Annotated in this window: 23 protein-coding genes; 17 read left to right on the top strand and 6 right to left on the bottom strand. The window is 34.2% G+C overall.

All coding sequences use genetic code 11. The annotated features are described in order from the left end of the window. The first annotated feature begins 166 nt into the window (after positions 1-166). From VSAL_RS22090 to VSAL_RS22080, 3 genes are all read left to right on the top strand, one after another. Positions 167-1,297, top strand: a complete 1,131-nt coding sequence (locus VSAL_RS22090; RefSeq protein WP_012548910.1) for an ABC transporter substrate-binding protein — start codon at positions 167-169, stop codon at positions 1,295-1,297. 65 nt (positions 1,298-1,362) lie between these two features. Then, positions 1,363-2,241, top strand: a complete 879-nt coding sequence (locus VSAL_RS22085) for a LytTR family transcriptional regulator DNA-binding domain-containing protein (RefSeq protein WP_158306902.1) — start codon at positions 1,363-1,365, stop codon at positions 2,239-2,241. After that, complete coding sequence (locus VSAL_RS22080) at positions 2,238-2,987, top strand: SDR family oxidoreductase (RefSeq protein WP_012548908.1); 750 nt, start codon at positions 2,238-2,240, stop codon at positions 2,985-2,987. Before VSAL_RS22085 ends, VSAL_RS22080 begins: the two co-directional genes overlap by 4 nt. A gap of 28 nt (positions 2,988-3,015) precedes the next feature. Here the strand turns inward: VSAL_RS22080 and VSAL_RS22075 are convergent, their stop codons facing one another. Further along, complete coding sequence (locus VSAL_RS22075) at positions 3,016-3,252, bottom strand: hypothetical protein (protein WP_012548907.1); 237 nt, start codon at positions 3,250-3,252, stop codon at positions 3,016-3,018. A 704-nt stretch (positions 3,253-3,956) separates the two neighbouring features. On the opposite strand from VSAL_RS22075, the gene VSAL_RS22070 reads away from it, so the two are divergent. Beyond that, positions 3,957-4,784, top strand: a complete 828-nt coding sequence (locus tag VSAL_RS22070; RefSeq protein WP_044583690.1) for a hypothetical protein — start codon at positions 3,957-3,959, stop codon at positions 4,782-4,784. Between the two features lie 283 nt (positions 4,785-5,067). Here the strand turns inward: VSAL_RS22070 and VSAL_RS23605 are convergent, their stop codons facing one another. Continuing rightward, positions 5,068-5,232: a hypothetical protein gene (locus tag VSAL_RS23605; protein WP_158306901.1), complete on the bottom strand. Its 165-nt coding sequence runs from the start codon at positions 5,230-5,232 to the stop codon at positions 5,068-5,070. A gap of 348 nt (positions 5,233-5,580) precedes the next feature. Between VSAL_RS23605 and VSAL_RS22065 the strand changes: the two genes are divergently transcribed. The 10 genes from VSAL_RS22065 to VSAL_RS22020 all read left to right on the top strand — a co-directional run bounded on the left by VSAL_RS22065 (position 5,581) and on the right by VSAL_RS22020 (position 16,144). Continuing rightward, a complete protein-coding gene (locus VSAL_RS22065; RefSeq protein WP_012548905.1) occupies positions 5,581-6,177 on the top strand; it encodes a DUF2913 family protein in 597 nt (198 codons plus the stop codon). A 13-nt stretch (positions 6,178-6,190) separates the two neighbouring features. Then, positions 6,191-6,466 (top strand): HU family DNA-binding protein, encoded by a 276-nt coding sequence (locus VSAL_RS22060; RefSeq protein WP_012548904.1) that lies wholly within the window; start codon positions 6,191-6,193, stop codon positions 6,464-6,466. A 134-nt stretch (positions 6,467-6,600) separates the two neighbouring features. After that, entirely contained in the window at positions 6,601-8,613 is a 2,013-nt protein-coding gene (locus tag VSAL_RS22055; RefSeq protein WP_012548903.1) for a competence protein CoiA family protein, read from the top strand. 311 nt (positions 8,614-8,924) lie between these two features. After that, positions 8,925-10,238, top strand: a complete 1,314-nt coding sequence (locus VSAL_RS22050; RefSeq protein WP_012548902.1) for a metallophosphoesterase — start codon at positions 8,925-8,927, stop codon at positions 10,236-10,238. After that, the gene (locus tag VSAL_RS22045) at positions 10,239-10,784 is read left to right on the top strand and encodes a hypothetical protein (protein WP_012548901.1); all 546 of its coding nucleotides are present in this window, start codon (positions 10,239-10,241) and stop codon (positions 10,782-10,784) included. A gap of 88 nt (positions 10,785-10,872) precedes the next feature. Continuing rightward, complete coding sequence (locus tag VSAL_RS22040; RefSeq protein ID WP_012548900.1) at positions 10,873-11,838, top strand: IS30 family transposase; 966 nt, start codon at positions 10,873-10,875, stop codon at positions 11,836-11,838. A 104-nt stretch (positions 11,839-11,942) separates the two neighbouring features. Continuing rightward, the gene (locus tag VSAL_RS22035; RefSeq protein WP_044583689.1) at positions 11,943-12,470 is read left to right on the top strand and encodes a GTPase-associated system all-helical protein GASH; all 528 of its coding nucleotides are present in this window, start codon (positions 11,943-11,945) and stop codon (positions 12,468-12,470) included. Next, positions 12,471-13,502: a TRAFAC clade GTPase domain-containing protein gene (locus VSAL_RS22030; RefSeq protein WP_012548898.1), complete on the top strand. Its 1,032-nt coding sequence runs from the start codon at positions 12,471-12,473 to the stop codon at positions 13,500-13,502. Beyond that, on the top strand, positions 13,492-14,340 hold the full coding sequence (locus tag VSAL_RS22025) for a TRAFAC clade GTPase domain-containing protein (RefSeq protein WP_012548897.1): 849 nt from the start codon (positions 13,492-13,494) through the stop codon (positions 14,338-14,340). Before VSAL_RS22030 ends, VSAL_RS22025 begins: the two co-directional genes overlap by 11 nt. Then, positions 14,333-16,144, top strand: coding sequence for a GAP1-N1 domain-containing protein (locus tag VSAL_RS22020; RefSeq protein ID WP_012548896.1), 1,812 nt, complete (start codon positions 14,333-14,335; stop codon positions 16,142-16,144). The genes VSAL_RS22025 and VSAL_RS22020 overlap by 8 nt, the downstream gene beginning before the upstream one ends. A gap of 115 nt (positions 16,145-16,259) precedes the next feature. Here the strand turns inward: VSAL_RS22020 and rdrB are convergent, their stop codons facing one another. The 3 genes from rdrB to VSAL_RS22005 form a co-directional block, all read right to left on the bottom strand. Next, positions 16,260-18,806, bottom strand: coding sequence for an antiviral RADAR system adenosine deaminase RdrB (gene rdrB / locus VSAL_RS22015; protein WP_012548895.1), 2,547 nt, complete (start codon positions 18,804-18,806; stop codon positions 16,260-16,262). Beyond that, a complete protein-coding gene (gene rdrA, locus VSAL_RS22010; RefSeq protein ID WP_012548894.1) occupies positions 18,806-21,412 on the bottom strand; it encodes an antiviral RADAR system adenosine triphosphatase RdrA in 2,607 nt (868 codons plus the stop codon). Before rdrA ends, rdrB begins: the two co-directional genes overlap by 1 nt. Before the next feature lie 429 nt (positions 21,413-21,841). Next, positions 21,842-24,031, bottom strand: a complete 2,190-nt coding sequence (locus tag VSAL_RS22005) for a glycoside hydrolase family 3 N-terminal domain-containing protein (RefSeq protein WP_012548893.1) — start codon at positions 24,029-24,031, stop codon at positions 21,842-21,844. Positions 24,032-24,604: 573 nt separating this feature from the next. Here VSAL_RS22005 and VSAL_RS22000 point away from each other — a divergent pair. Together VSAL_RS22000 and VSAL_RS21995 are read left to right on the top strand one after the other, a co-directional pair. Further along, entirely contained in the window at positions 24,605-24,889 is a 285-nt protein-coding gene (locus VSAL_RS22000; RefSeq protein WP_012548892.1) for a DNA-damage-inducible protein J, read from the top strand. After that, positions 24,886-25,164, top strand: coding sequence for a type II toxin-antitoxin system RelE/ParE family toxin (locus VSAL_RS21995; RefSeq protein ID WP_012548891.1), 279 nt, complete (start codon positions 24,886-24,888; stop codon positions 25,162-25,164). The genes VSAL_RS22000 and VSAL_RS21995 overlap by 4 nt, the downstream gene beginning before the upstream one ends. A 138-nt stretch (positions 25,165-25,302) precedes the next feature. On the opposite strand, the gene VSAL_RS21990 is transcribed toward VSAL_RS21995, so the two are convergent. Continuing rightward, entirely contained in the window at positions 25,303-25,716 is a 414-nt protein-coding gene (locus VSAL_RS21990; RefSeq protein WP_148234228.1) for a hypothetical protein, read from the bottom strand. A 23-nt stretch (positions 25,717-25,739) separates the two neighbouring features. Between VSAL_RS21990 and VSAL_RS21985 the strand changes: the two genes are divergently transcribed. Continuing rightward, positions 25,740-26,480 (top strand): IS6-like element ISVsa4 family transposase, encoded by a 741-nt coding sequence (locus VSAL_RS21985; RefSeq protein WP_012548890.1) that lies wholly within the window; start codon positions 25,740-25,742, stop codon positions 26,478-26,480. The last annotated feature ends 332 nt before the right edge of the window (positions 26,481-26,812 follow it).

Below are 26,812 nucleotides of genomic sequence, written 5' to 3'. Positions count from 1 at the left end.
TTGAATCTAAGATTGTTTGATTGTTAAACTCATTACAATAGACATATAAGTTAAAAGTTAACGAATTTATTAATTGTATTTATTAACGAATATTATTTGAATATTAATCAATAGGTTAGTATGATTGAGTTTGATTATTTAAGTTAACCAATAACAAGGTTTGTATATGAACTTCGTTAACAAAAACAACGTATTTTTTTGTATATTAAAAACAATGACACTTTTGATAGCCTATTTTGTTTCTTTACCTATTCAAGCTTATACCATCGGAATTATTGTAGGTAAAACTCAGACTAAAACTAGTACGTCAAATCATGAGAAAATATGTATTTTAAAAAGTCTTGCGAAAAAGGTGGCAAATGAGAATTTAACTTTTGTTTTTGTTAAAAATGATCGTACTGCGATTGGAAGTATGAAGGCAGCTCAGAAGCTAATAGATGAAAGAATTGATCTTGCACTATTACCATTAGTTTCACATGAAGCTCAAGCTGCGGCTACAGTGTTTCGAGAATATAATATACCATTTGTGACAACTGCAACGTCAATAGAGGTAATTAAAAGCAGTGATAATGCTCTTTCTATTATGTCATCGAATCAAAATCAAGCCTTTATATTAGCTAGGTATTATCTTGAAAATTATAAAGGAAAAAGCCTACATGTAATGGTTAACCTATCCAAGCGCTATTCTATAACGTTATCAAAAGAGTTCATTCGTAACGTCACAATGCTTTATCCTGATGCAAATATCATGGAGCATAAATTTACTAAAACAAAAATAAATAATATCGTCTCTAAAATAAAGCCTGGTGATGTTGTGTTTGCTCCATTATATAATCCGAACATTGCGTTGCTATACATGGCATTCGCAGAGAAGGAAAAGAAAGGCATTACAATTATTGGCCCTGACTCTATTGGAGGGAGGAAAGAGTTTTATCATATAATTAAATCACATTCAAACCTAGTGGATTTAAGATTCTTAAAGAATTGGGATGGAGTGGTTAAAGGGGTAAATAAAAACAATGTGACATCTTATGTAAAAGCATATTGTTCGGGTAAGAAAAATACTTTTCTTACGACTTATTCCTATGATCTACTTAATTTTGTTCTGGATAGAATCGACAAGTTAAGCTCTAATAGCACTGCAAAAGATACAATATCCATATTGAAAGAATCTAAATATCAATCGGTTATGGATGGTGGTGTGCTTGTTTTTAATGAGGGGAAATATAATCGTAAACCAATGTATATGTATCAAGTTACAGAAAACGGTAATAAATTAATTGAGGTGATTAATTAATGATAAAGTTACCTCATTACACAATATTTTTGTTTTTTTTGACGATAAGCTTAAATGTATATTTGATGACTTCAAATATCGCCTTAAGTAATGATAGAGACTCACCAGTTAAAAGCATAAATCAAATGATTTCTTTATGGGTTGAATCACCGTCATTTCTTGATGATGTGTACACGTTTAACACTGATGCAATTGATGAAGGAGTTAATCGTATTCTAAAGTTTTATCAGAATGATATAGACAGAGATATTTGCATTTCTGTTTATGTTAAAAGTTTTTCTGATAAAACAAATGAATCTGAAGCTTGGTCTTCTTGTAGTCCAGGAAATTCAATGTCTAAAATGACATCAAAAAACAAAGAAATAAAAACTAATGAATTTATTATAAGTATTGGGAATGACAATTTAGGTACGATTACATATTTTATGGCCTCATCCAACACTACAATTTATCGTAATATCATTATTTTCATATTGTTAGCAATTAGCTATTCAGTGTTACTTTTTGTTTGTCTAAGAGCTAGATCTAAAAACAAAGTCATTATTGATAAGGATAAAAATCAAGAAAAAGCCACAAACATTACAAACATTACAAATATTACAAATATTATGAATAGAAACAAACGGTCATTTGCTATTCATAAAGATGTTGTTTACATCTCCTACAATCACCCCTACTGCCATGTATTTTATCGCAATGGACAACAAGCATCATTAAGGTGTTCACTTACTGAATTAGAAAAATCTTTTCCTACAATTGACTTAGTTAGAGTAAATAGATCTATATCCATAAATGAAGAGCTCTTGATGGAACAAGACATAATTAAAACCAATCTTACTAATAACTCAATATCTATAAGAATAAAGAATACAAAAATTGATTTGATTATAGGAAATAGTTATAAAAAATATTTCTTAATAAAAGTGAAAGGAGAGGGGCAATGAAAACCACATTAATCACCTGTGCGACAAGTCATTTAGGGTCTGAAGTTGTAAAGGCTTTTTCGTGTGATCATTTAATAATGACCGGACGAAATACAGAAAAATTAATAAATCTATCTGATTCTTTAGAGTGTAAAACTAAGTTAGTTGAATTAGATTTTTTTAATGTTGAGAGTGTCAATAGTGCGGCTGAGACGATTAGTTCGGAAGATAAAATTGATAAGATCATATTTATAATACCAAGAATACCAGCAACTAATAAAATATTTCCTAGTAATGAAGAATGGTCTGAATTGTATAGTAACTTTTTTATTAACCCTTTAAGTTTACTTAAAAAATTATTTGAAAGTGATAGTGTGAATGAAGGCGCTAAAATCCTATTTATATCAGGATTGAGCAGTAAATCAGCATTGACTAACTATGCAAGTAATAATTGCTTAAGGAATGCATGGTTAGGGCAAGCAAAGACAATGGCATTGGCATTTGGTGAGAAAAATATATCTATCAATACATTATCTTTAGGTGGTGTTATGACGGAAGCTTATATCAAAAAAATTGAATCGAAAGCAGAAATGCGGAATGTAAGTTTTGAGGATATGATGAAAGAAGAGGTTAGTAATATTCCTATGAAAAAATATGCAACTGTCGATGAGGTTGTAAGTGCAATCCAGTCATTGGTGGGTCCGATGGTTGCCCATATGACAGGGCAAAATATTTTACTAGATGGGGGGTTTTTAAAAGGATATTAAATATACCGCCCATCAATCAGGGCTTAGGTTAAGTCATGAAAATTCTTAATAATAAAACTGCTCTTAAATCAGAGGCTTTATCGATATAAAATATTTGTTTTAAAATCTGAATTTGATTACGTATCGTTTGAGCCTCACAATGCATTAATGTACCAATACGCTTAGAGTTAAAGCCAATGGAATAGTAAAAAAGGCAAAGGAATTGTTTTTCTGTTAATTCTGGAAATAATTTCTTCCATCTTTGAGGTGAGCTTAAAGCATTCATTTTATGACTCCCTATTTAATGAATAGGGAGTCGTCGTAGGATTTAAATTGAATCGTGTCACCACAAATGAGGAAAACAGTTTGTAGAAAGCGTGACAAACACGCACGAGAAAGGTACTATTTTTCATAGTTCAATTCCTAGGTTATGTAGGTTTTGGGTTAGCTGCTAGAGCGAGTTACAGCTCGTTCTAGTGGCGATTTAATTACTGATTAAGATTGTATCAATTGTAACCATTTTGTCAATGAACGCTGATCAAAAAAACAGTACTTTATCTTTTTTTTAATTAATCACTAATTTCTCTTGTAAAACATCTCTTGGTTTTCTACAATAAAGACAGTTCAAAGTGCATTGCATAGCACGCTACCTGCATAAGTTTATTATGCAGTGTATTTTATGAATTAGAATGTGTTAAGGGTGATTCCGAGACAATATAGCATTTGCAAAAAAGCCGGCTTCCTCTACAGGGTCGGCTTTTTTGTGTCTAAAATTTGCTAAAAAACAATCAGTTGATCTTTTAGATCTTTTACTATAGATTATTTCTATTACCTGGATTAATCACCTAGGTAACCCTTAAACTGTAGAGAATCTAATTATGCTAAATGTACCCTATAGCTGCATCTTGCAGCAGAGAAAATCCAGACACGACTCCTATCATCGTAATACCTTAGCTTATGCTCTGTGTGATTATGTTGAGGATGTGTCTCATGAAGCCTTCTGATCTTCATTTTACACTTCAAACTAAAAAAGAGTATGACGCTGAGTATCGTGCTAAACGTAAAGTGCGTAAGCAAGAGCTGATCTCGCTTCACCGCTCTGTCGTTGAAGAAGAAAACGATAAGAAACCTAAGACCCCTTTTAAATTTGAGTTTCGCTCTCGTCGTTTACTGCGCAGTGGTAAATGGGAAACCTTGCCACCTGAATACGCGCGTATCTTAAAATCCTGTGAAGAGTTTATTGATCATCCAAATCGTTTTCCTGCGTTGAATGCGTGGGGCGGTGAAGGCGTGAATAACATTCAGTGCCGACGATTGGTTGCGAATGTACTGGCTTGCATCATTGTGAATACGGATCTTATCGGTGGCCGCATTGGATTACCAACGGAAGCTGGCCTTAAAACGATTAGCTATGATCATTTACAAGAAGATTATGCGTTACGTTTTGGGCGTTTTATTTCACCTAAGTCGTTTGCTAAAGCTATCTCGTACCTAAAACGCGCCGGTTATTTACACAGTGAACGTGTCAACGTGTGTGTTGATATGAAAGAGGGCACTATTCGCAGTGCGCCTGCCTATAAACAATTCACTGAGCGTTTCTTCTCTGATTTAAAAGTCGTTCGTTACAGTAATATTTGTGCGTTGATCATTGCGTCTCGAAAACGCCAAGAGCAAAAAGGATTACGTTTTTCTTGGATGTCGTTCCGAGAAATCGCCTCTGGTGTACAAGAAGTCTTTAACGCTGAGAAGCTCAATGGCTTTGCTCAGAGCGTAAAAACCGTCTTTGAAGCGTATCAGCCTCACCTTTCTCCCCATTGATGTGATAAACGTATCCGCGCAAGCGGAGGCATTCGCACGTCTGAGCCTATTGAATACGTCTTTGACTCCCTTTTTATATCGAAATACGACAACGACGACGACTTAACCCCTCCATTATCACGTCCTTTCTTATCAATGTCCTCCTTATTTCTTTATCCACAACTAAGGTAGTGCAAGAACATCACCTTAAAAAAAAGCCCTAGAATTGGAAACAATAAGCGACTGCGGTTATGAGTACTAACGTATTAGTACTTTGTATTTAAATAAATAAGTAAATAAATATTTAACAAAAGAATAAGAGCATAAGTACCTCCCATTCATTTTTATTAACCTTATCTCTCACACTAACTCCATCAATTAAAAATGAACGGGCCCCCAGCCAGTTCAAACCATCGTTATAAATCAATTCATCGATATCACTGGCTGCGCTGAACATTTCTTTCGTCATCCGACAGGAAGATACAATGCACCCTGAAAAATCAACGCACTTAAGAGCATCTTGGCAGGAAAGGGGCTGAGGTTGCTGTTAATTAGCCGTTATTTCTTTCTCTATGGGCTTACAAACAATAACGTGGTCGTGAGTGACTCTGGTCTACTAACTTAACGCATCATCGAGTCATTACCCTTTCAGGCTTCTTTAGTGGCATCACTTTGTATTTAAAAACGGCTTTAACGCGTTAAAACGCATTTTTAAATGAAAAATCACATCAATAACATAGACTTTTTTCATTTCCTGATAAAATAACCGTCTATTATCGGCTCCCATTGAGCCGTTTTACTGACATGAACAAGAGTTATGAGCAAACTAAAGTATCACCAAGCATTTACTGAGCTTACCACCCTTGCTTTACTTCATTTGTATAGTTACATCGACAGAGCCTCTCAATTTGTCCCGATGAAAAAACGCAATGAACGACTGAATAAATTTTTAAAAAATCAAATGGCGTTACCTTGTAACGCTATCATTAAGAAAGACATCAAAGTTATTATTGCCCAAGGACGTAAGGGGAAAAGCCTAGAGCAAAAATTAGGGGAATTACATAAAGTGAATTGTGAGTATGGCGAAAAATTTACCGATGCAGATCATCTTTTTATTCTATTAACCTATCTTTATGAAGCGCATGGTTTTGAATCGACGTTAGATGATCCTAGTATTGAACGAAAAGCTGGCGTGATTTATTCCAATGAAGAGACCATTAGCCGATGCTTTAATGATGAAAACGTATTGATTGAGCCGTTACCCAATTTCATCATAATGGATGAACCTGATCGATTGGTGGATATTATTAATGGTCATGGCGGGATGTTTATCGCGGAGCATGTGTCTACTGCGCCAGATGACAACAGTGCCACCCTATTACTGCATAAAATATCAGAAACTAAAAAAATGTAGGGAATTAAAGTACATGAATAAAAAAGAATTAGTATGGCACATTGCTGAGTCTGCGGATTTATCACAACAAAGAGCTACGGCCACATTAAATGCGACCGTTGACATTATTACTACGGCATTAAAAGAAGGTGATGACGTCGCCTTGGTTGGATTTGGGACCTTCAAAGTCAACCCTCGAGCAGCTCGCGAAGGTCGAAACCCTAAAACGGGGGATATGATCCAGATTGCGGCCAGTAATGCACTGGTATTTAAAGCTGGGAAGGCGTTAAAAGAGACTCTAAACCCATAATATTTTATTAAAATAATATGTTTTTTTGATATAAATTAATTAAGTCAACATCATCATAATTCAAGGCTCTTGGAAATACGTTAGCAGAGCAAGAAATATATCTATTTTCGGTAATATGGTACCAAGAGGAAACAATGGATAGTTCACAAAAGCATGACATGTGGGAAATGTTAATAAATGAAAGGAATGGAGTTTGCACAGCTAATCAATTAATTGCAGAGATAGGCGAAAATGATCAGTTAATAATTCAATCTATTCTCAAGTCACACATTTCCAATGCAGCAGTAAAGGGCAAGGTTTTTATTAAATGCGCTGAATGTTTTTGTCCATTAATCTATGTTGCTGAATCGGTGACAGCCTGTGGACACTTCAAGCATGATATTAATCGTTCACCGGATCTTGATGTTACGCATTCTTGTTTCTATTATTCAAAAGCTAACAGTTTCTTTGGGACTAATGTTGCTCACCTAAGAGAAGGACAATGGCACATTAATACGAAACAATGGTTGGTTGAGCAGTTGAAGCAGTCACTCTTTGTTGACACTAATACTATAGCCGTTGAACGTTATATTTTTTCTAAAGATCCAGAGGTTAATGGAAGAAGAAGACCTGATATTTCTTTCTCAGATACAAAAGGCAACCACTACGCAATAGAATTAACTCGTTGGTGGATTAGTCCAGTAGTTGTTGCTGAACGAGAAACATTTTTTCGAGATCAAAATATCAATTTAATCTGGTTATTTAGCCCGGACTGCCAAGAGCGCAATATAGCAACTTTCAACTTGATCTTATTCGGGTCACCTACTGCACGTAAAGATCTCGCTCCCCACTCATTTACTCTCGTTGAATGTAACGCATTTGTACTTACTGATGAAGCAAAATTACTTACCGAAAAGTATGGAATATTACATTTTGAAGTTAGATACCCTGTAGGTGAATATCAAAGATCAACCAATAGCTTTGATATTGAACTTAAATCAGTCTTGAGCTCGTTGGATGAACTCAAACTTTCTCCGGCTAAACGACTTCCATATGTGATACAAAGCTCTTTAAGCTTTGAAATTGCCCAACAAGAGCATAAAAAGTCAAAAAGGTTAGAGCTAGTTAAACGTATTAAACTAATTAGAAAAGCGGTTGGAACCGCGGCTAAAGCGGATAGATTAGAGATAATTGAAGAGATCTGTGAGCAACTTTATCTATTCCGTTATATTGCGGATGATTACCGTTTTCAATCTCATCTTGAAAAAAGAGTAAACATAGCCAAAAAACAACTTTCCAATAATAAGCAAGCGATTCGAGAACAAATAGTTCGCGCAGATAGATGTAAGCGCATCGTTTTAATCCGAAGTAGCGTAAATCAAAAGATAAGGTTGGGTAAATATAGTTCGACTTACTTTAATGCAGGTTCAGAGATTGAACATTTAGAACAAATGTGGGGGCGAATTTCAACATATGCTGCTTTTAGCCTGATAAAAAAACGGTTTGAACGAGCCAATAAGCTGATGGCTTCGGTTATGTTGAAGCAAGATGAAGAGATAAAAGAAAAGCAGGATAAAGGTAACCCAGATTATATTAATCTTATGGAGGAAGTCAGATGCTTTTCTGAGATGCTAACTGTAGGGTTTGATGAGTTGCCTACTCGTACCTATGAGATCAAATTAACACGTTTAGTTACCTCATTGCGCTCGAGAGAGCTAAATGATGAAGCGTCACATTTAGTGACGTTATTTAATTTTTGGAAGAAGCGCTCTGTTGAAAAGTATCGCCAACAAAATTTCCCCAAATTGAGCAAAGGATGGAATGATAAAACTTTGTACAAGGATGAGCTAGACAAAGCAATGAATGCTTTGTCTAAAACGTACAGTAGTAAAAACAGCAAGGAGGAAATGTGCTTAACTGAGCAGGTTGAGATTAAGAATATTATTCAGAGATTTACGGAACAAATCATTAAGAAAGTAGACGCAGAAACGAATCAGATAAGCAAATTATCGCCAAAGGGGCTAGAATTTTACAAAACATATATGATGGATAATTATCAAGGTTTGCTACGCTGTGCTTTCTACGTTCATAACAACTTACAATCGCTAGAGCCAAAACCTCTTAAAAAGCTCTATTCCCTTAAAGAATTCTGTTATACCGAGCTTTAATCACTCGATGTACTAATAAATTTAATGAACTAAAACAGTTTTAGAAAAATATAGTGACGTGAGTAAATTCACTATGTCACAACATCCGTGCTTTACTTTTGCAAAATGATTGAATGGTTTATTAACTCAAGTATTCAAACTGCACGATACCTGAGTAATTACTTAAATTGATTGAGTTTTGGTTGGTAATAATCAGGAAATAATGTAATAAAAAAAGTACTTATCGTGATTTACTACTAACTAATACTTGTAACTATCTATTATAATTGGAGTAATCCACATTACTCATAACAAATCATGACGAGGTTTTCTTGATTAGGTTACTTCACTTTTCTGATATTCATTTCAAGCACCCTGAATGTTTAGATTTAGATACTGATCCAAATACATCTATACGGGATAAACTAAGTTCAGATATACAAGAGCATTGCTCAAAGGATGGTAAAAATGTCGATGCAATATTAATAACTGGTGACATTGCATTTGCTGGAAAACAAGAAGAATATGAGGTAGCAGCAAATTGGATAGATGACCTTTGTTCACAGACTGGATGTAGAAAACAAAATGTATACGTGGTACCGGGAAACCATGATGTTGATCGTCAGGCTGCTGATGGTGTAGTTGTTGATGCTTTGCGTCGTCAATTATCTGAGATTAAAAGTAAAACTGATCGAGATAGCCAGTTTTGTAAATTTCTCTCTGATACAAGTGCAGGAAATTCAATTCTTCACCCAATGCAAAATTACAACACTTTTGCAGCTAGATACGATTGTGGAATTAGCCCTGAAAATACTCATTGGAATCAAAAAATAAAAATATCAGAAGATATTGAATTAAATTTGCGAGGTATTACTACTACACTATTCTCTAGTAGCAAAGATAATACAGGTAAACTTATTGTAGATCGACGCCAAACATCCTTCCGTCAAGAGCCCGGACAAATTTATTTAAGTATGATGCACCATCCTTGTGATTGGCTTATCGATAGTGATGATATTAAGGACCAACTTGATAATCATATTCAGATCCAACTATTTGGACATAAACACCGTTCCCGGTGGGATTCTAGTGATAATTGTATAAGAGTCAGTGCTATTTCGCTACATCCTGACAGAGGTGAAGCCGGTTACGAGCCTGGTTACAATATAATGGATCTGAAACAAAAAACCATCAAGGATAATAAAGCATTAATAGACGTAAAAGTTATTGTTCGTGTTCTACAATCAAGTCCTATGCAATTTATTTCAAAACGTTTTGGTGACAATGATTTTATATTAAAGACTTTTTCTGTCACTAAGTCTTTTAAATCTAAAGCCTCTGATTTTAAGGCATCACAAGAAATTGACAGCTCATTTCCCCCACAAGATGTTGATGATATATTAAAAGATATTACTGACTTAAAAAAAATAGAGCCCAAAGCAACCCTCAACTTAAAAGAGCTTTCTTACAGCTTTTATAAATTAAGTGGGAGTGATAAAAGAGATATCCTTAATACCCTTGATCTACTAACCAATGATGAATGGGAACTTCCTGAAGTGGAAAGACAAAAAGTAGCTTTTAATAGAGCTGTAGATAATAACTCATTGCAACTTATACATGATTCTATAATTAAAAAGGTAAAATAAATGTCTGAAGAAAACCTTTCTCAACAAGAAGTTTCTGAAATTTATCCTGATTTTGTTGATTGGGTTACGTCTATAGACCTCTCCTTGAATAGAGACGACCTCGCTTTTCGCTGGCAAACCATCGATAGGGTTTTTATTAACGAAGATAGAGATGATATCGATACGGTGTTAGTTGATGATTTAATAATATCAGCCCTAGGGGTAATGCAATCAAATTCTTTTGTATTAGATAGAATTAGAGATGAAATTCGTAGAGATGACATTATGTTTCCAGGAGTTCGTGGCTCTAGAGATGAAGAGTTAAAGGTATTGTCATCGTATAGCCTTCGACTTTTAATTGATGACAATTTATACGATGATAGCTTTACTTCTCAAAATACCACAAAGATTCTATCTGCATCATTGAATGGTAAAAAAGCATATAAAGGCGGCATCAACTTAGTTGATTTTGCAAAAAACAAATGCTTCAAGAACGCTAGGGGGCTACGAGAAAGAATGCCTCTTAAATCACCTTCATTATCTTTTAAATCCCCATCCTCCAGATGAAACGCAACACTTAGTCACCTTATGAAGGCTGAGTGATTTATACTCCTCTCAGCATGTTTATTCATAGTTTTGATTAAAGAGAGATGGAATGGCGTTACATCTAACATCCGAGGACAGGTTCTACATTGAAAAACGTAGAGCTGATAACGTATCAATGAGGGCTATAGCCCGTGAACTAGAGCGAAGTCCGTCGTCAATATCCAGAGAATTAGGCCGTAACACGCCAGATGACTTTTACGGTTTGTACTCTTCACGTGCTGCTGACAATATCGCTAAGGAAAGAAGAGCCGTCGCCAGCAAGTCAAAAGCTTTTAAAGGCATTGACTCATTTATAGACGGTTATTTAAGGCAAAGCCTATCGGATCACACCTCTCCAAATGTCGTGAGCGGTGAGCTTGCCTTAAAGCATCAGAAGAGCATCAGTGAAAATACGCTGTATCGATATATTCTACATTGTGAAGCTCAGGGTGAATCATTGCGTAAAGACTTACCTCGAAGAGGTAAGGCATACAAGCGTTCAGGGACCGTGCGCTCTACGATTAAGAACCGAGTCGATATCAGTGAGAGACCGGCAATAGCGGATGAGAAAACGGAAATAGGCCATGTAGAGATTGACACTATTGTGGGTAAAAAACATAAATCTCAATTACTTACGATTGTTGATAAAGCAAGCAAAGTCGTTACAATAAGAAGACTAAAAAGCAAGTCAGCAGAAGCGGTTATTGAAGGGTTTAAAGACGTCCATCTATCTACCTTCTATGAGTTTAAGACCATCACAGCCGACAATGGAACCGAGTTTGCGGGTCATGAGGAAGTAGCTAAGATAACAAATGCTGATGTTTACTTTGCTAAGCCGTATAGTCCATGGGAACGAGGCTTGAATGAGCACACTAATGGGTTGATACGTCGGTTCTTGCCCAAAGGGACTGATTTCGATACGGTGAGCGATGAAGAATTGGCACGAATAGAACACATTCTAAACACTCGTGGACGAGAATGTTTAGGCTTTTATTCACCTTACGATATATTTATGCGGCACCTGAATGCAGCATAGAGGGTGAAGTGTTGCGTCTCATGTGGCGGAGGGGCAAATACTCACCAGCAACTGATGTGTGTTTAAAGGAACTAGAGAGTTATCAGCCTACTAGCGAAGCTATTTTGACTGTTTTTGCGGAGTTTAAGCGACAACTACAATCAGCTAATACAAGTATGATATCTCATGTGAAGGCATTAAATACTGAAAATGAAAAAGCTGCAGAAGAGCAAGAAATTCTCTGGTTTATAACTTTAGGTTGGAGTGAAGAATTTGACACTCATTACTCAAAACTATCAACACCTTTACGTATATTTGACTTTGCTCATGCTTTAAGTTTACGTACACGTCTTAATGTTGAACTCCCATCACTTAAAGCGCTGACGAATAAGATTGGTATTGAGTCAGAAATTATAAATTTCAGAGAATGGGTTCAAACAATCATAAGTGAATATCCTACAGCTATTGACAAATTTAAAGGGGAGCCATCAGAGTTAACTCCATGTCTGTATGCAATAAAATTAGCTTCGCAAGGTACTTGGTATAAAAAGTGGAATGGAAATATCGGTCTAGATAATAAATTTGAAATTAATTCATTAGAACTTGCTCAACAAATTTATAGAGAGTTCTTAGTACTAAGATGGTCAAAATAAATGAAATGCAATAATCAAAATTGTAATTATGACATCGATAATATCTGTATTGATGGACTAACTAGTGAAGATTGTCCAAACTTAGTAGATTTCTCTCAACTAGAGTTAGTTACCCCTGATTCAATAACTGAAGTTGATGATAGAGGTGTGTATACAGACACTTTAAATGCTCAACAATCAGGAGCAACAGAAAAAACTCTATTTCCCGGACAAATTCCACTATCTATAGATGAGGTTCAAACTAGACTAAAAGATAGACTAGGTAAGATTGTATCCTTTATCGGGCCTGTAGGGGTTGGTAAAACAACTTTAATTTCTAGTTTGTATGATGTTTTCAGTAAAGAAAATGAGACTCAAGTATTATTTGGTGGTTCTGACACTCTTTATGCGTTTGAGAGTTCATGTCATCATGCGCGAGTCACCTCTAGAGGTTCTACAGTATCAACGCCTAGGACTTCATCTACCGAAGGCGTTGGTTTTTACCACCTTTCAATACAAGATAGCAAGAAAATTCGTCAGGAATTTTTTCTGGCTGATCGTTCCGGTGAAAGTTACTCAGAAATGGTGAATAACTTATCATTAGTGGATAGTTTTGAAGAACTCTTAAGAAGCGACTTATTATTATTTATGGTTGATTCATCTAGCTTAGTTGATAATAAACAAAGACATAGAGCACGACGAACAACAATAAAACTAATTCAATCACTCTTTGAGTATAACACTCTGCCAAAAAATACTAACTGTGCAATTGTCTTGACAAAGTTTGACCTAGTCGTAGAAGAAAATAACGAAACGGTTTGTATGTCTGAAGCTAAACGAATTGTTGACGATGTACAGAAGTATTTGGATACTCCTATTGATATACTCTCAATCTCAGCTAGACCCAATAGTGAAGGACATGCTCGCCCAGATTTCTTCAAAATTTTATGGCAGAAATTAGAGTCATCACAACGTCCCCAAAAAAAATGCCCTTTAAATAAATATAAAACAAATCGTAGCTTTCACAATTTGGAATTAATGTATGAATATTAACCCTCAAGAATCCAAAGTTATTTTTTGTGGACTACCATCCTCAGGTAAAACTTCTTTTTTAGGCGCATTAAGTTATTTAGCAGAAAACGATGAAGTAGATAAAGACTTAGAATTAGCAGTTTTACCAAAAGAAAGACTTTTTTTTAATGAGCTTGCAGATAAGTGGGTTAGCTGCGAACCCATGCTACGAACAAAAATATCTAGTTCTGATAAAATCGAAATGACTTTAAAAAAAAGCAATCAACATTTTTCTATAGAAATGCCAGATCTATCTGGAGAAACTTGGAGTGAGCTTTGGACTGAACACAAAATGGATAATCAACTGATTTCATTTCTTAATAAAACTAGTTGTGTCATTTTCTTTATACATGTGGATGAATTAATAGTGCCAATGTCGATTTGCGATGAAGCTTCTATAATTAAAGGAGAGTCTGCTGATCATAAAGATAACAATACTAAGTGGAATCCTTCCGAACACACTCCTACACAATCTATTGTTATAGATCTTTTGAGAAAGTTATCTACGCTGTTAGCTGACACAGATAAGAAATTAGCAATAGTTCTTTCTGCATGGGACACGCTCCCTAATGGCTCAGTTCCTATGAGCTTCCTTAAAAAAGAATTACCATTATTATCTCAATATTTGAATTGTAAATTTGATTATGAACAAATTAAAGTTTTCGGTGTAAGTGCTCAAGGTGGCAGTTTAAATACACCTGAAAATCAAGACATTTTACTTTCTGAAGATGAACCAAGTAAAAGGATAAAAATCACTCAAGACGGAATCGAATATTCAGCCGATCTCACAAAAATTTTATCGTGGTTAATCAATGAGTAACAATACTTTAATACATCAAACTTTACATGGATACTCTAATGGACATAAACTATTAGCATCTAGTATTGAACTTGACCATAATATAAAAAACATTCTTCTCCGAGAGTCTGATTCTCCAGGTCAAGAATTTCACCAAGACAATAATATATGCTACTCAGGGTACCCTTTAGTAGATTTTGGCTATTATGTTTTATCTAAAACATGGGTAGCAAAAGAAATTGAACGACCAGGCTGCGTATGGAGCCATAGTATTTTGATACCATTTACTATTTTGGCTCATAAAAATTTATTAACATATTTTAATCCATATGATCATTTTATCAATAAGGATGTAACTTCTGATTTAAGTATAAATTTAAAACCTATTCCTTTTGATATTACTCATGTCAATGACAGAAATAACACCAAAGACTTGTCATTGGCTTTTAGTCAAATTTTTTCGACAAGAGATCAAACCATAATATCTAATAATAGAATATCAGTATTTGATATTCTCGTTATGTGGGAGAAGTTATGGCCAAGGCTGAGGAGAAGTTTTAGCTTCAAAACATGGTCCCCAAAAAATTCAATAAGTAGATCTTATTATCAAAAATATGACCTATTGCTTAATGATGATGTTTCAGAAAATATTCAAATAGATAACTGGGCTAAATGTATTTTCCTAAAACATGACGGTGTAAATATGTTTATGTGGAAGCATGGCGCCTCACTAGACCAAAACAAAGTCAACGTTTATTATTTATTAACTTGCTGGTCCTTGTTAAAAAGAAAAGAATTTGATGAGCTAAGTAGATTCATTTTAAAATGGAAAAAAGCCCCAATAAGCTTAATAAAAGAAATATCTAAAATACTTGCTCCGAGAGACATTACAAAATCTGTAGCATATTTTATTTCAACTTATATTTTGATAATAAACAGTGACGATATATCGGATAAAACATTAAATGAGGTTGGTTCGTTATTATTTAGTATAGATCCAGAGTTTTTGATTAAGATAATAAACTCCAATACAGAGCACTCTAAAAATATATCCATTAATAAAATCACAGATCTGCCAATTGAACTTGTAAGTAAACTATATAATGAAGGCGTATATTTAGACATTGATATTTGTGAACCTGAAATTATCTCTAACACATACTTTTGGGAGCATAATTATAATAACTCTATCTTTGAAGTTATTATAAAAGATGTAAAATTAAATAGATTAATACCTATAAACAGTATTTTACCAAGTTCACTTCCTCTTGATGATATATCCAAACCTAATCTACTTGAGATTCTGAGTGATTCTTTTGATAGTTTAAATGAAAATTGGATAAACTATCTTTTGGTAAACCAAGAGCTTCTATCTCTTACATTATTAGTCCAGAGTGAAAAAAACACCAAACTAGGTTATTTTATCATTTCAAAATTTAATTTAAATATTATAAAAAACATACCCGACAATATTATCACTGATTTATATCGAACATCAACAAAAGATAAATCTATTATATATAAAATAGCATTGCTTTTAACTGAGAAATCAGATGAAATATATTTGAATTTATTAAAAATATCATTTGATGATATTTGTTATTTATTATCAAAACATGAATTAGATTATTTCGAAATTAAAAAATTAAAAAATAACATTAAAAAAGAAGTAACAAAATTTAGCTTTTATTCATTACGCCAAATGTTTATTATTTATTCTTCTCACTATGCAATAAAAAATAACATCCCTATTGAGAGCATCACGCTATACAAGGGTAATAAAATTGATTTATATAAAGAATTTAAAATAGATGACGATGTATAGTTATATATAATCATAAATAAAATGAGGTGTAAAAAAATAGATAAAACAACACTGCTGCAACATCTCATTATTTATCAGCTAGAAAAATTACCTAGCTGATAAATTAATAATCAAATCAGTTTAAGTGATTCTGTTGGAAGATATCTACACCTTTTTGTCTTATACTAGTAATCCATTCTTCAGCCCTACAAGTACCAATATTATAGTGTATTATCGCTGCTAACTTGATGACTCTATGTTCGTTATCAATAGTAGTAGGCATTAAACCTGAATCATCAGTATTAACACAAACGGGTACTGCACCTTTTCGTAATCCAAAACGGTTAAATTTTTCACCGGGTTTTAACCAATCTGGATTTGGTGGGTTCCAACGAAAAATTGGATGTTCATGGTACTTTTTAAAACGTCCTATATATAGATTTGAAGTAGGGCAAGCCTCAAGAATAATTCCTTTATTACTATAACGCTCCATCAATAGATCTTGAATTGCTTCATACAAATCAATCTCAGATTTAGAGAGATTATCGGATAATTTATTATTATGGGAACTTGGTACTGTTCTATCATCAATTGAACAGCTAATCGAGATAACATCATTTCTTTTAGACGTTAAATCTAGGTGTCCAGAATTAAGGTATAAAATCCATAATTTTTTAACTAAACTAGAAGACTCTTTTTTTAAGAATTCAATATCAGGGACCCAATCTACCCACTCTGAATTACCATCACGTAGCGCCAGTGACAATTGGTTTGGACAATTTCTTCGGAGCATCCAAGATTGATAAAGATCATTGGGTGTATAGACAACTCCTCCATATAAATAAGAACTCCAATGTCGGATCTTATGCTCAAGAAGAGACAGTGCAGACTGAAATGTATGATTGATTTGAATTAACGATAACGCTTGATGATGACACCATACTAGATTATCTAAATGCTCACCAGCAGTCAGATATGCTCTTTGCTGCCTTTGTGCCCAATGTTTAACATTTATGCCTAAGGCTAAACCATGACCTATACGGTCACCATGAGTAAATTTACAAAATTCAATAGATTCATCAATAGCACGTAATCCGCTTACTATATGACTAAAGTCTTCCCCCGCATGGATCGTTAAAAAAGGTTGAGGTAAACGTTTTCCGAAGACACCATTTGTTGTATACCTTGCAGCCCTAAGAACTCGTAATGTAGGTGCAAAAATCTCTATTGGCAATTGGTTTTCATTCCCTGCTACATCATAACCTCGAATTAGTTTACGTAAATCAATATTATTATGCGCTGATTTTAATTCAATATCGCTGTAAGTAACAGATGCAGAAAATTGTTGAATTTTTTCCACCTGTTGTTTTAATTCATATCTAAAAAAATGAAGATGTTTATCTAGTCTATTTTTATAATTCGGATAAGTTCGGTTAAAATGAATAACAAAGTGGCTATTTGATGCAATATTATCGTCATTAATCATGTTAGCAAGATGTTCAAGTGATGTAGGGAGTAGCTGAAAACCATATTCATCATCTTTAACTACTATATCATCAGGGGAAATACGAAACTCTCTCATTGTTAAAGGAGAATTATCATATTTAATCCCGTGGCTTTTATGTTCAAGGCCTGAACATTTAGTTGTGATTTTAGGTTTTCGATGATCGAAACCAAAGTATTCAACAAATTGTCCAAGCCCAACACCTGAAACAACCATATAATTACGTAAGATATTACTTGTTCTGATGAAGCAGTTAAGGGTTGTTTGATAGCATGTGTCTCTATGTTTAGTTGGTTCTAAGAGTCCTATACAAAAGAGTAACCATCGATTAGCGCTCTGCTGTTGCTTTAAATGAGACGAAGCCAGTAATTTCTGAGCTGATGTATCAAAATAAGTTCTTTTAAGATCCGCTAATAAGGATTGATTTAAGGTACATGAGTCTAAACCTCCCCATGTGTGTGGGTGTCTACTAATAGTAGAAGAACCCTTAAAAATGTTTTCGCCTAAGGATTCAGCTAGTTTATTTATTAATAATGGTAAGTGATTTTTTGATAATTTGTCACTTTCGAATAAAGTATTTTCTGGGCGACGTGGCCAGTTTATTTTATTATTATCAGGTTTTTTATTAAGATAAACAGCAAAATTTAACATAGATAAAGCAGTACTACCATGGCCTCCAAGGTGAATATGATTATCTGCAATGTAATTGTTTAATGATGCTTTAGGTAATGCTACAGGACATTGATTTTCCGAAACAAGTTCAATGACTTCAGCGTCAGACAAAATTTCTTGTTGAATAAGATGCTGATAGCCAACCGCAATAATCCAAGTAGGATCTGTAAGTGAGCAAAATGATAACCATTCTTCCAAGTGCTCTTGCTTAACTTCAAAGCAATTCCCTTTCCATACTAGAAAGTGATGAAATAAGTTATTTAAACAATCGAGTAGGTCTACACATTGTTTATCATTAATCCATTCATCAATAGCATACTCTACATCTTCATTACGAAGTAAAGTATGAGTATATGGCTGAAAATCAAATACAGCTCGCTGTAAAAGTATTGTATATTTATCTTCGCCATAAGATTGAGCATTGAGCATGTTCATATCTTCATTTAACAATCGATCTGAAGACATAATTGCCGCAGGAATTACCCATTTAATATCTGAAATGAACATTATGAGTTATCTCTTAAAAGTTCCCTTAAATCAGGTGTCCCTACTACTTTTTTTAATGCATCGAACATTCTTTTTTGCTCTGAACCTTTTTTCAGCTCACTACCAGTGTCTTTTAGCTCTTTTTGTGCTGAATTATATATTTCAAGAGCTTTAATTCTATTATTAAAACCCCAAGTTGTTATATCTTTAGTACTCATATTAATATTTTCTTTTCTTAATATGTGTTTAAATTCTTTTAATGAGTTTAATGATACTGAAGTAACTACTATAGAAGGTGTAATTGGGGGCGCACTATAAAATGTAAACTGAAATTTTGGTTCATCCATTAAAATTTTACTGTTATTTAAGTTAACAAATATTGGATGAGCCCAAATAATTTCAAGTAAAATAGAACCGATGTCTTCTTTAGGTTTAGCTGTAGAAGATTTTTTTTCTATTAATATAGGTGTATCCAAGTTTACGGTTTCATCAATCATTCCTTTAATATTTCGATACAATGTTCTATCAACTCTCATAAACTCCTTATGATCTCTAAGTGTTTTAAGTTGTGCACCAATAGCTACATTAGCTTGGATAACATAATCATCCTTAAGTAGACTGGCAAAAGCATTGATCACTATATATTCAAATCGGCGTGCTGTATCTGATAAATACTCTTCAGGATATTTTTTTGTCGTTGAAATTTCAGTACGAAGTATATGTAATTGTGTAAATACTTTATTAAAAACAGAATGAATTAGCGGTAATATAGATAAATTATTTAATCCAGATAATTTTTCTTTACTAGCTACTTCCCAGTCTTTTATTTTTAAAGCTAAAGGGGATGTTTTATAGGTTTCGTTTATATTTTCAGATACTACAGATTCGGCTAGAGTAAGGTCCTCCCCTTCTTGCTCTAAATACTTAGTCGGGTTAATTGCATGAATACTATAGAAAGGAACACGCGCTATAATTTCATCTAACTGAGCTTCCCAATTGGCTACTTGAATATTTGTAGATACTGATAATAGTGATACTGAGAGTATTTCAAAAGCTCGACTAAAAAAAATATTATAGCTTCTGTTACCTTGTTTTCCGTAAAAATCTCTATGAGTATAGACAGCAAGTAGTAAATTTGTTTCATCTTTTTTTACAGTATCTATTGTCAAAGTCATATCGCTACTATATAGCTCCAAAGGTGGCATGCTACGCAATATTTTCATGTCATGAGTAAATACACTATTTATAATGTTTACATTGTCATTCTCGCTCAAATCTTTCTTTTTAACCGACTTTCCATATAAATCTCGTATGGCGATTTCTTGCTCAGATAGAAATGGTTTAATTGCCCAAGGAATGCTTTCTTTTACTTGTGAAATAGGGTTGAAAGCTAAGAGTTGATCAAATCTAAAGATTGTTTCTTCTGAGTTATAATCAGATAATTGACTTATTGAGACTGCATTCGTGTAAGTTGCACCATGATGCTTCTGTTCTGCCCACGATTTGAAAGTATTCCATAAATCATGTTTTTGAAATTCTTGTAGTTTTAATGGTGTTAGTGCTTTAATTAACTGAGTTACTTCACGAGCACTTTCCGGCTTTGGATATTCAGTACTTCGTTCTTCTCCATTGCACAAATAAAAGAAAACATGAGTCAGCATTTTTTCATACTTAACAAAGCTGATACCTTTATTACTGATACCTTTTTCTTTGATTAATAAATGTGGAAGTAACCTGTCAATTGCCAATAATGGTAAGCGCAAATGATTTGGAAATACCTTTGTAAGATAGGAATCAGCAAGGAGCTTTCCTATTTTGTGTCCAGATCTAGTGGTTTCTTCTGATATACTCTTATTGTCTGTTGCATTTTTTTCAAAATGAACACGTACCATATGCGAATAAAGTTCATGGTCGCCACTTACTATTGGAATGATATAAGGACAACTTAATAATCTGCGTACTTCATCTAACACTTCGACCGCTCGGTTTAGTGCCATATCGACATCATCAATTGGTACAACGATAGCTTGACAACCTAAGAGCTCTACACAGTTTTCTACGTACTTATGAAAGAAAGCTTCAACTTGTATACCCGAACGATATTTTAAAATTCGATCAATACCCGTATGGTCAGCAAAATCACTCTTTTTTCCTAATGATTCAGCTAGTTTCTTAAGTGATGTATAAAAATTATTTTTCTTCATCACATCTATATGTGGCGATGATAGCTTATTTTCAACTGCATTATATAGTTGAGCAATAATAACGTTAGCAAAATTATCATGACCATTTAATAGTGTCGGATCAATTGTTTCCGCAAAATACAAATTAGAAATATTTATTTTTTCAATATTATCTAACTTTGCTTCTTCCCAAATTTTTTTAGCGTTACGTAAAAAGACGGTCTTACCTGCACCTCGACTACCGCTAATACAAATAGCATTATGAGCAGCACTGATTTTATTTTTATTATTTAAGCGTGATTGTCTATAGTCCTGAGCATCTTTACAAGTGCTTATAAGCATATCTATAAGTGTGTTCTTTGCATTTCTTTGCCAGAACTCATCATCATTATAAGAATCAAAAAATTCACTTTTATCAAGATCTAGATGAATTGCTTTTAACATATTACCGCCGAGTTAATTAATCACATTGACACCGTAATCACTTATTTTCATAAGATCTAGTTTCTACTGGCTGCCAACTAAATACTTTGTATAATTTATGAGATCTAAGTCTAAATGAAAGTAATGAAAAATAATAGAATATCATACTTATTAACACAATAATCAATAAGCCTATGATATTAGGGTACGACCCACAGCCATATGACAATAGAGTGATGCGTAGTATTTGAAGTAAAGCGTGATCGAGAGCTAAAAAAAGGACGCGAAACTTAGCGCCCTTTGCTGTGATTCTTACTACAGGATTTATGGTAAATAAAGAACCATAGTCACTTATATGTGTTCTAATTAAACCAATAAAACTTAAAATACAAAATGCCTATTAACTTTTCAATTGCAGTCAAATTTATATTAGAACCCCATACTTATTAATTACAATTTTACAAGAAACTTATCAACATACATTAATATATCTACAATATTTTTTACCGTACTAGTTTCAAATACATAATCAGAAGATGTTACTATATAGCTAAAGTCCCCGGGTGAAGATATAAAAATAGGTATTGCAATAAACCCTAAAAACAGTAATGCCAAAATCGCAATTTTCCTTTTAAAATAAGCTTTACTTACCAAAGCCTCTCTCCAAAACGTACGTCTACTATCAAGATCTGGAGACTTCTTTGCATGACAAGAAAAAATACTCATTGAAATGATTTTTGAACCAAAAATAAGACTGACAGGCAAAATTAATAGCCAGAATTTAACATTTAGATTGTTTTCTCCCTCTTTACTTATTTTCTTTGTCAAGTCACTATCACTACCACTATGTTCAATATCCATTCGATCTGATAACTTAAATATCGCTCCATTCCCTAATTCCAATGGTGATTTATGAAGATTACCTGGATTTAAATGACCATTAAGAATTAAGCCAAGTGGGTAAGCAGAACTAGGAGAATAGTCAAAGTTCGTCACTATTTTATAGTTAAGAAGAGTAGCCGTTTTTATTGGTAGCGGGGACCCATGAACTGAAACTAAAACTCTACTAGGGTCAGTATTATGTAACCTCAATGATTCAAGGATATTGTACGAATCTAGAGAAGAAACAAGAAAAACAAGGTAGTTTCCATCTGCAACAGTCTTAGAAAGTTTTAATCCAATTTTATTTATTAAAACAGCCCCTTTAGTGCTCCCTCTTTTTAGTTCATTGATGTCTGTATAAACAACACTTTTACTCGCAGGGATATTATGTTGTATGCTATCAAAATACCTAGAATTCCCTACTATATAGACCTTGTTTTCCGAGTTCACAAAGTCCATGAAATTTGTATTGGTATCTACATCTGAGCTACTTACATTAATAGTTCCATTTTTGTAGATCTCCAAATTTCTGCTTTCAATAACTTTTAAATAATCAGCATTTACTAAATTAACTGCCTGCTTTTTCAATGAAACCTTTTTCTTTAAAAACAGTATTTTTTCTAACGATACTTTAAGCTGCGACAGTCCATTTTTTGTTCGTACATACTTTTCTAGTTCATCAATGGATTCTCGTACATCACTAACTGTAAATTTATTATTACTATGATGCTCTAAATGACTAATTAAGATCAGATCATGCCCAGCTTTAAACGCATTTAAAACAAGTCTTGAGTTACTTATGCCATCATCATTTCTGTACTGCTGAATGGAAGCCATTCCTGAGATGTCATCAGTTATAATTATTTTTTCTCTTAAAGAATTAAGGTGTTCATTATTAATCAATAAATCTAAGTTTGATTTACTTACAGTCAAAGGCCTATTCGACTTATTTATATATAAATGAGAAGTCATTACTCCAGAAAGTAGAGAACTCGTATTACTAAATGGCTTTAAATCCTCAATTATTGTTTTTCTTGGAGCGTTAATATCGACCTTATCGTCATTATGTGGATTTGAATCAACAAAACCATACCCAGGAAAGTGTTTTGCAAATGTCGCTACTCTATTATTACTTACTCCCCTAATAAACTCGGAAGCAAATACGGAAATAACCTTAGAATCACTACCAAAACTTCTATTCATTAAGTTTGTATTTCTTGTACCCTGTAACTTTGAGTCTTTATCCAATACTGGGCCGAGTATAACGTTCACACCTACATTTTCTAATTGTCTACCGGCATCATCTCCGGCATTAAATGCAGACTTAGTAGAATTGTTAGCTGATAACGTAAGTGCGCTTGGAGGTGCAATTAAAGGATACCGAAGAGATGTATACCTATAACTTTCAAAATCTACAGCAATTAAAAGATCACTCCCATCTACATGAACACTACGAATTGAATTAGTAAAATCTTTTATTATTTGTATTGCATGATTACGGTTATTTGTATTGTGAGGAACAGGAACATTGTAGGCATTTATAATAATCCCGCCCACATTCAGATTTAATAATTCTTGCGTTTTTTTATTATACGAGAAGTTATTATAGTCGGCGACAATTCCTGTTACTAGCAATTGAGCAGCTGATTTTCTTAGCCCATTTTTCTCTATATAATCATCCGCCAATGGAGTTAAAGAGCTAGCGAGTAAAGGCAATGACAATAAATACATTAAAGCAAATTGGGTAATCCGAAACATGATTTACTTCTAAAACAAAAAAAGAGGGGCAGCGTACCATAAAATAATTATCTTTAGAAGGTAATTACTATTAGACGACAATTAGCTTGGCCGGATTTGGGGTTGTAAGCAGGAACCGCCGAAATTTCCGATTTTAGAATACAATCATCACCATCACTTGATTTAAAGGGATTCTACCTCAAATGAATGTGTACGAATACAGAGCCTTAAATGATAATTGTATCGTACCAGTCATATGAGACATGATAATCAGTGATTATAGCGTTGTTGGCACGTGATTCACTCTGTCCATTTAACGTTTCTCTTACGGACATCTATTTTTAGTGGGACGAAAAAAACGGCGGTTTCGGCGTAGACCCCTAGTGTAGATGAAAGTTACAAAAAATAGAACGCAATACTTATTAATGGAACAATCAACAGATAAGTGACATTAGGGTATTTCCAACTGTCACATGACAATAGAGTTATGCCTGGTTTTCGTGAAATTTGAATTAAAACGTGATCGTATCACCTTCGTTGTCAATCTCTCGTTTAAGTGCTAACATTTGTACATACGTATGGCTGGGGTAATTTATGGAAACTAGAATACAATTTCGTGTTGCAGAAGAAACTAAACATTTAGCTCAACAGATGGCAGAAAGCCAAGGCAGAACTCTTAGTGGTGCTTGCCGTAAACTTATAGAACAACTTGCAGAACAACAACGTAAAGCAATGACGCATGATACCTGGTTAAGTGAACAAATTAACACTGCATTTAAAAAAATTGATTCTGGAGAGGCTAATTTCATTGAGCAACAACATGCCAATTCTCAGATGGAACACCGTAAAAATAAGATCCGTAATAGGGGATTATCATGATTTTTTGGGAAGAAGAATCACTTAATGACCGCGAGAAAATCTTTGAGTTTCTCCATGATTTCAACCCAGAAGCAGCAGAAAAAACCGATAAGATAATCGAACTTAAAGTGAATAATCTTTTAGAGCAGCCGTTAATGGGAATTCAAAGGAACGGGATTAGAGGGCGAATTTTGATAATTCCCGAAATATCTATGCTCATATCATATAATGTTTCTGATTCGACGATCCAAGTTATGCGAGTTCTTCATCAAAAACAAAAATTCCCCGTTGCTTAGCGTTTTATAAAAAAGGTCGCAAATGAAGTAACCCCTTAGAATTGGTTGTCCAACTATTGGGAGTCACTTCATTTAGGCAACCTTTATTGTTACCCCATTACTTCTGGTACTCGTTAATGTATAAAATAGTTCCCATATTTACTTAGCTGTAATATGACTTTCCCAGTCACGATAATAGCTTGAACGGAATATATAAAAAGGGGAATAATAACTAGCACTTGTTGCCCCATATACATATGCCCACTCTTTACTTATCGGATCCTGCACTTCATCAAACCCTGCCCCAGACCAACTTTCATAAAAATGTTTAGAAAACTGATGACGGAACTGTGAAAGAAAATGGTTCTCAGGAATGTTTGATGGCTTCCACCCACCATTAAAGTAAGAGCGTAAGTTATGACTAGGTATATTTTGTAAACCAAACTCTGTCGTTGAACTAAAAGATGAATCTCCTGTTCGAATCGGACCCGCCATATTTATAGGCGGTATGTTTAACCCTCTCTCTTCTCGGGGTTGTTGCAAAAAATTCAGTTTAACGCCAAGATCCCACAATCCTTCATACTATTTCGTAGCCAATGACCAATCCTGACTTTAAATGGAAACACTTTGCACCAGAAATTATACTTTGGTGTTTACGTTGGTATGGTTCAACACCAATGAGTTACGCAAATCTCAGTGATATGCTCGCAGAGCGAGGCATATCGGTTAATCGCTCCACTATTTACCGTTGGTTTATTGAATATTCCCCTAAATTACGAAAAAAGTTACGTCGTAATTATCAATTCATCAAAACCGACTCATCCTGGCAACTTGATGAAACCTACGTCAAAGTGAAGGGGAAATGGCACTACCTTTACCGTGCTATTAATAAGCAAGGAGAGACACTCGATTTTTATTTTTCCCACAAGCGCAATAAAGAAGCGGCCTACCAATTCCTTAAGCGTTGCTTAAGATATTACGACATAGACAATCAACCTAAAACGTTAAACACGGACAAACATTCCTCATACGCCAATGCTATTGCTAGACTGAAGAAGGAAGGACGACTACGAGAGGATGTCGAGCAGCGGCAAGTTAAATGCCTCAATAATGGCATTGAGTCCGATCATGCCCCCATTAAGAAATTGATCGTGGCCGCCGGTGGTTTCAAACTGAGGAAGCGAGCTTGGTCAACCATTCAAGGATTTGAATCTTTACGAATGTTGAATAAGGGACAATTTGATTTCTGGTTACGTAATGATAAACGTAAAACCGTAGTGCGGGAGAGATCCGCCTTCATAAACCGATTATTCAATGTTGAGGTTATTTTCGAATAATAATAAGTCTATTGTAGGACTTATTTACTGACTCAGATTAGTTGCAACAGCCCCCTTGTGACTACCGTTAGTTTATAAGTATGTCGCGAGCAATAACTGTCTATGATTTTTAGCGAATATAGCATGAAATGCATACGTGAATAGTTGATATTAGCCACATAACACCTTGATTAGTTAAAGTGTTATGTGCATATAGAAAGAATTATTGGCAAGCTTGTTATACATACCAAAAAGTATGGGGAAATTTGACTCACCATTTTTGAATTAACCCCATAGACGCTGGATGTTTAACAAGCCAATGAATGATGTTTAACCTCTCAAAAAATAACCTC

Source organism: Aliivibrio salmonicida LFI1238 (assembly GCF_000196495.1).
GTDB lineage: Bacteria > Pseudomonadota > Gammaproteobacteria > Enterobacterales > Vibrionaceae > Aliivibrio > Aliivibrio salmonicida.
Note: the sequence above shows the minus strand (reverse complement) of the source record. Positions and strands in the feature narration are given on the sequence as shown.

Coding starts and splice junctions, on each gene's coding strand:
- VSAL_RS22085 (WP_158306902.1), top strand. CDS start 1,363: ATGACTTCAAATATCGCCTTAAGTAATGATAGAGACTCACCAGTTAAA.
- VSAL_RS23605 (WP_158306901.1), bottom strand. CDS start 5,232: ATGACGAAAGAAATGTTCAGCGCAGCCAGTGATATCGATGAATTGATT.
- rdrA (WP_012548894.1), bottom strand. CDS start 21,412: ATGTTAAAAGCAATTCATCTAGATCTTGATAAAAGTGAATTTTTTGAT.
- VSAL_RS22070 (WP_044583690.1), top strand. CDS start 3,957: ATGAAGCCTTCTGATCTTCATTTTACACTTCAAACTAAAAAAGAGTAT.
- VSAL_RS22090 (WP_012548910.1), top strand. CDS start 167: ATGAACTTCGTTAACAAAAACAACGTATTTTTTTGTATATTAAAAACA.
- VSAL_RS22020 (WP_012548896.1), top strand. CDS start 14,333: ATGAGTAACAATACTTTAATACATCAAACTTTACATGGATACTCTAAT.
- VSAL_RS22045 (WP_012548901.1), top strand. CDS start 10,239: ATGTCTGAAGAAAACCTTTCTCAACAAGAAGTTTCTGAAATTTATCCT.
- VSAL_RS22075 (WP_012548907.1), bottom strand. CDS start 3,252: ATGAATGCTTTAAGCTCACCTCAAAGATGGAAGAAATTATTTCCAGAA.
- VSAL_RS22040 (WP_012548900.1), top strand. CDS start 10,873: ATGGCGTTACATCTAACATCCGAGGACAGGTTCTACATTGAAAAACGT.
- VSAL_RS21985 (WP_012548890.1), top strand. CDS start 25,740: ATGACCAATCCTGACTTTAAATGGAAACACTTTGCACCAGAAATTATA.
- VSAL_RS22055 (WP_012548903.1), top strand. CDS start 6,601: ATGGATAGTTCACAAAAGCATGACATGTGGGAAATGTTAATAAATGAA.
- VSAL_RS22065 (WP_012548905.1), top strand. CDS start 5,581: ATGAGCAAACTAAAGTATCACCAAGCATTTACTGAGCTTACCACCCTT.
- VSAL_RS22000 (WP_012548892.1), top strand. CDS start 24,605: ATGGAAACTAGAATACAATTTCGTGTTGCAGAAGAAACTAAACATTTA.
- VSAL_RS22025 (WP_012548897.1), top strand. CDS start 13,492: ATGAATATTAACCCTCAAGAATCCAAAGTTATTTTTTGTGGACTACCA.
- VSAL_RS22060 (WP_012548904.1), top strand. CDS start 6,191: ATGAATAAAAAAGAATTAGTATGGCACATTGCTGAGTCTGCGGATTTA.
- VSAL_RS22005 (WP_012548893.1), bottom strand. CDS start 24,031: ATGTTTCGGATTACCCAATTTGCTTTAATGTATTTATTGTCATTGCCT.
- VSAL_RS21995 (WP_012548891.1), top strand. CDS start 24,886: ATGATTTTTTGGGAAGAAGAATCACTTAATGACCGCGAGAAAATCTTT.
- rdrB (WP_012548895.1), bottom strand. CDS start 18,806: ATGTTCATTTCAGATATTAAATGGGTAATTCCTGCGGCAATTATGTCT.
- VSAL_RS22080 (WP_012548908.1), top strand. CDS start 2,238: ATGAAAACCACATTAATCACCTGTGCGACAAGTCATTTAGGGTCTGAA.
- VSAL_RS22030 (WP_012548898.1), top strand. CDS start 12,471: ATGAAATGCAATAATCAAAATTGTAATTATGACATCGATAATATCTGT.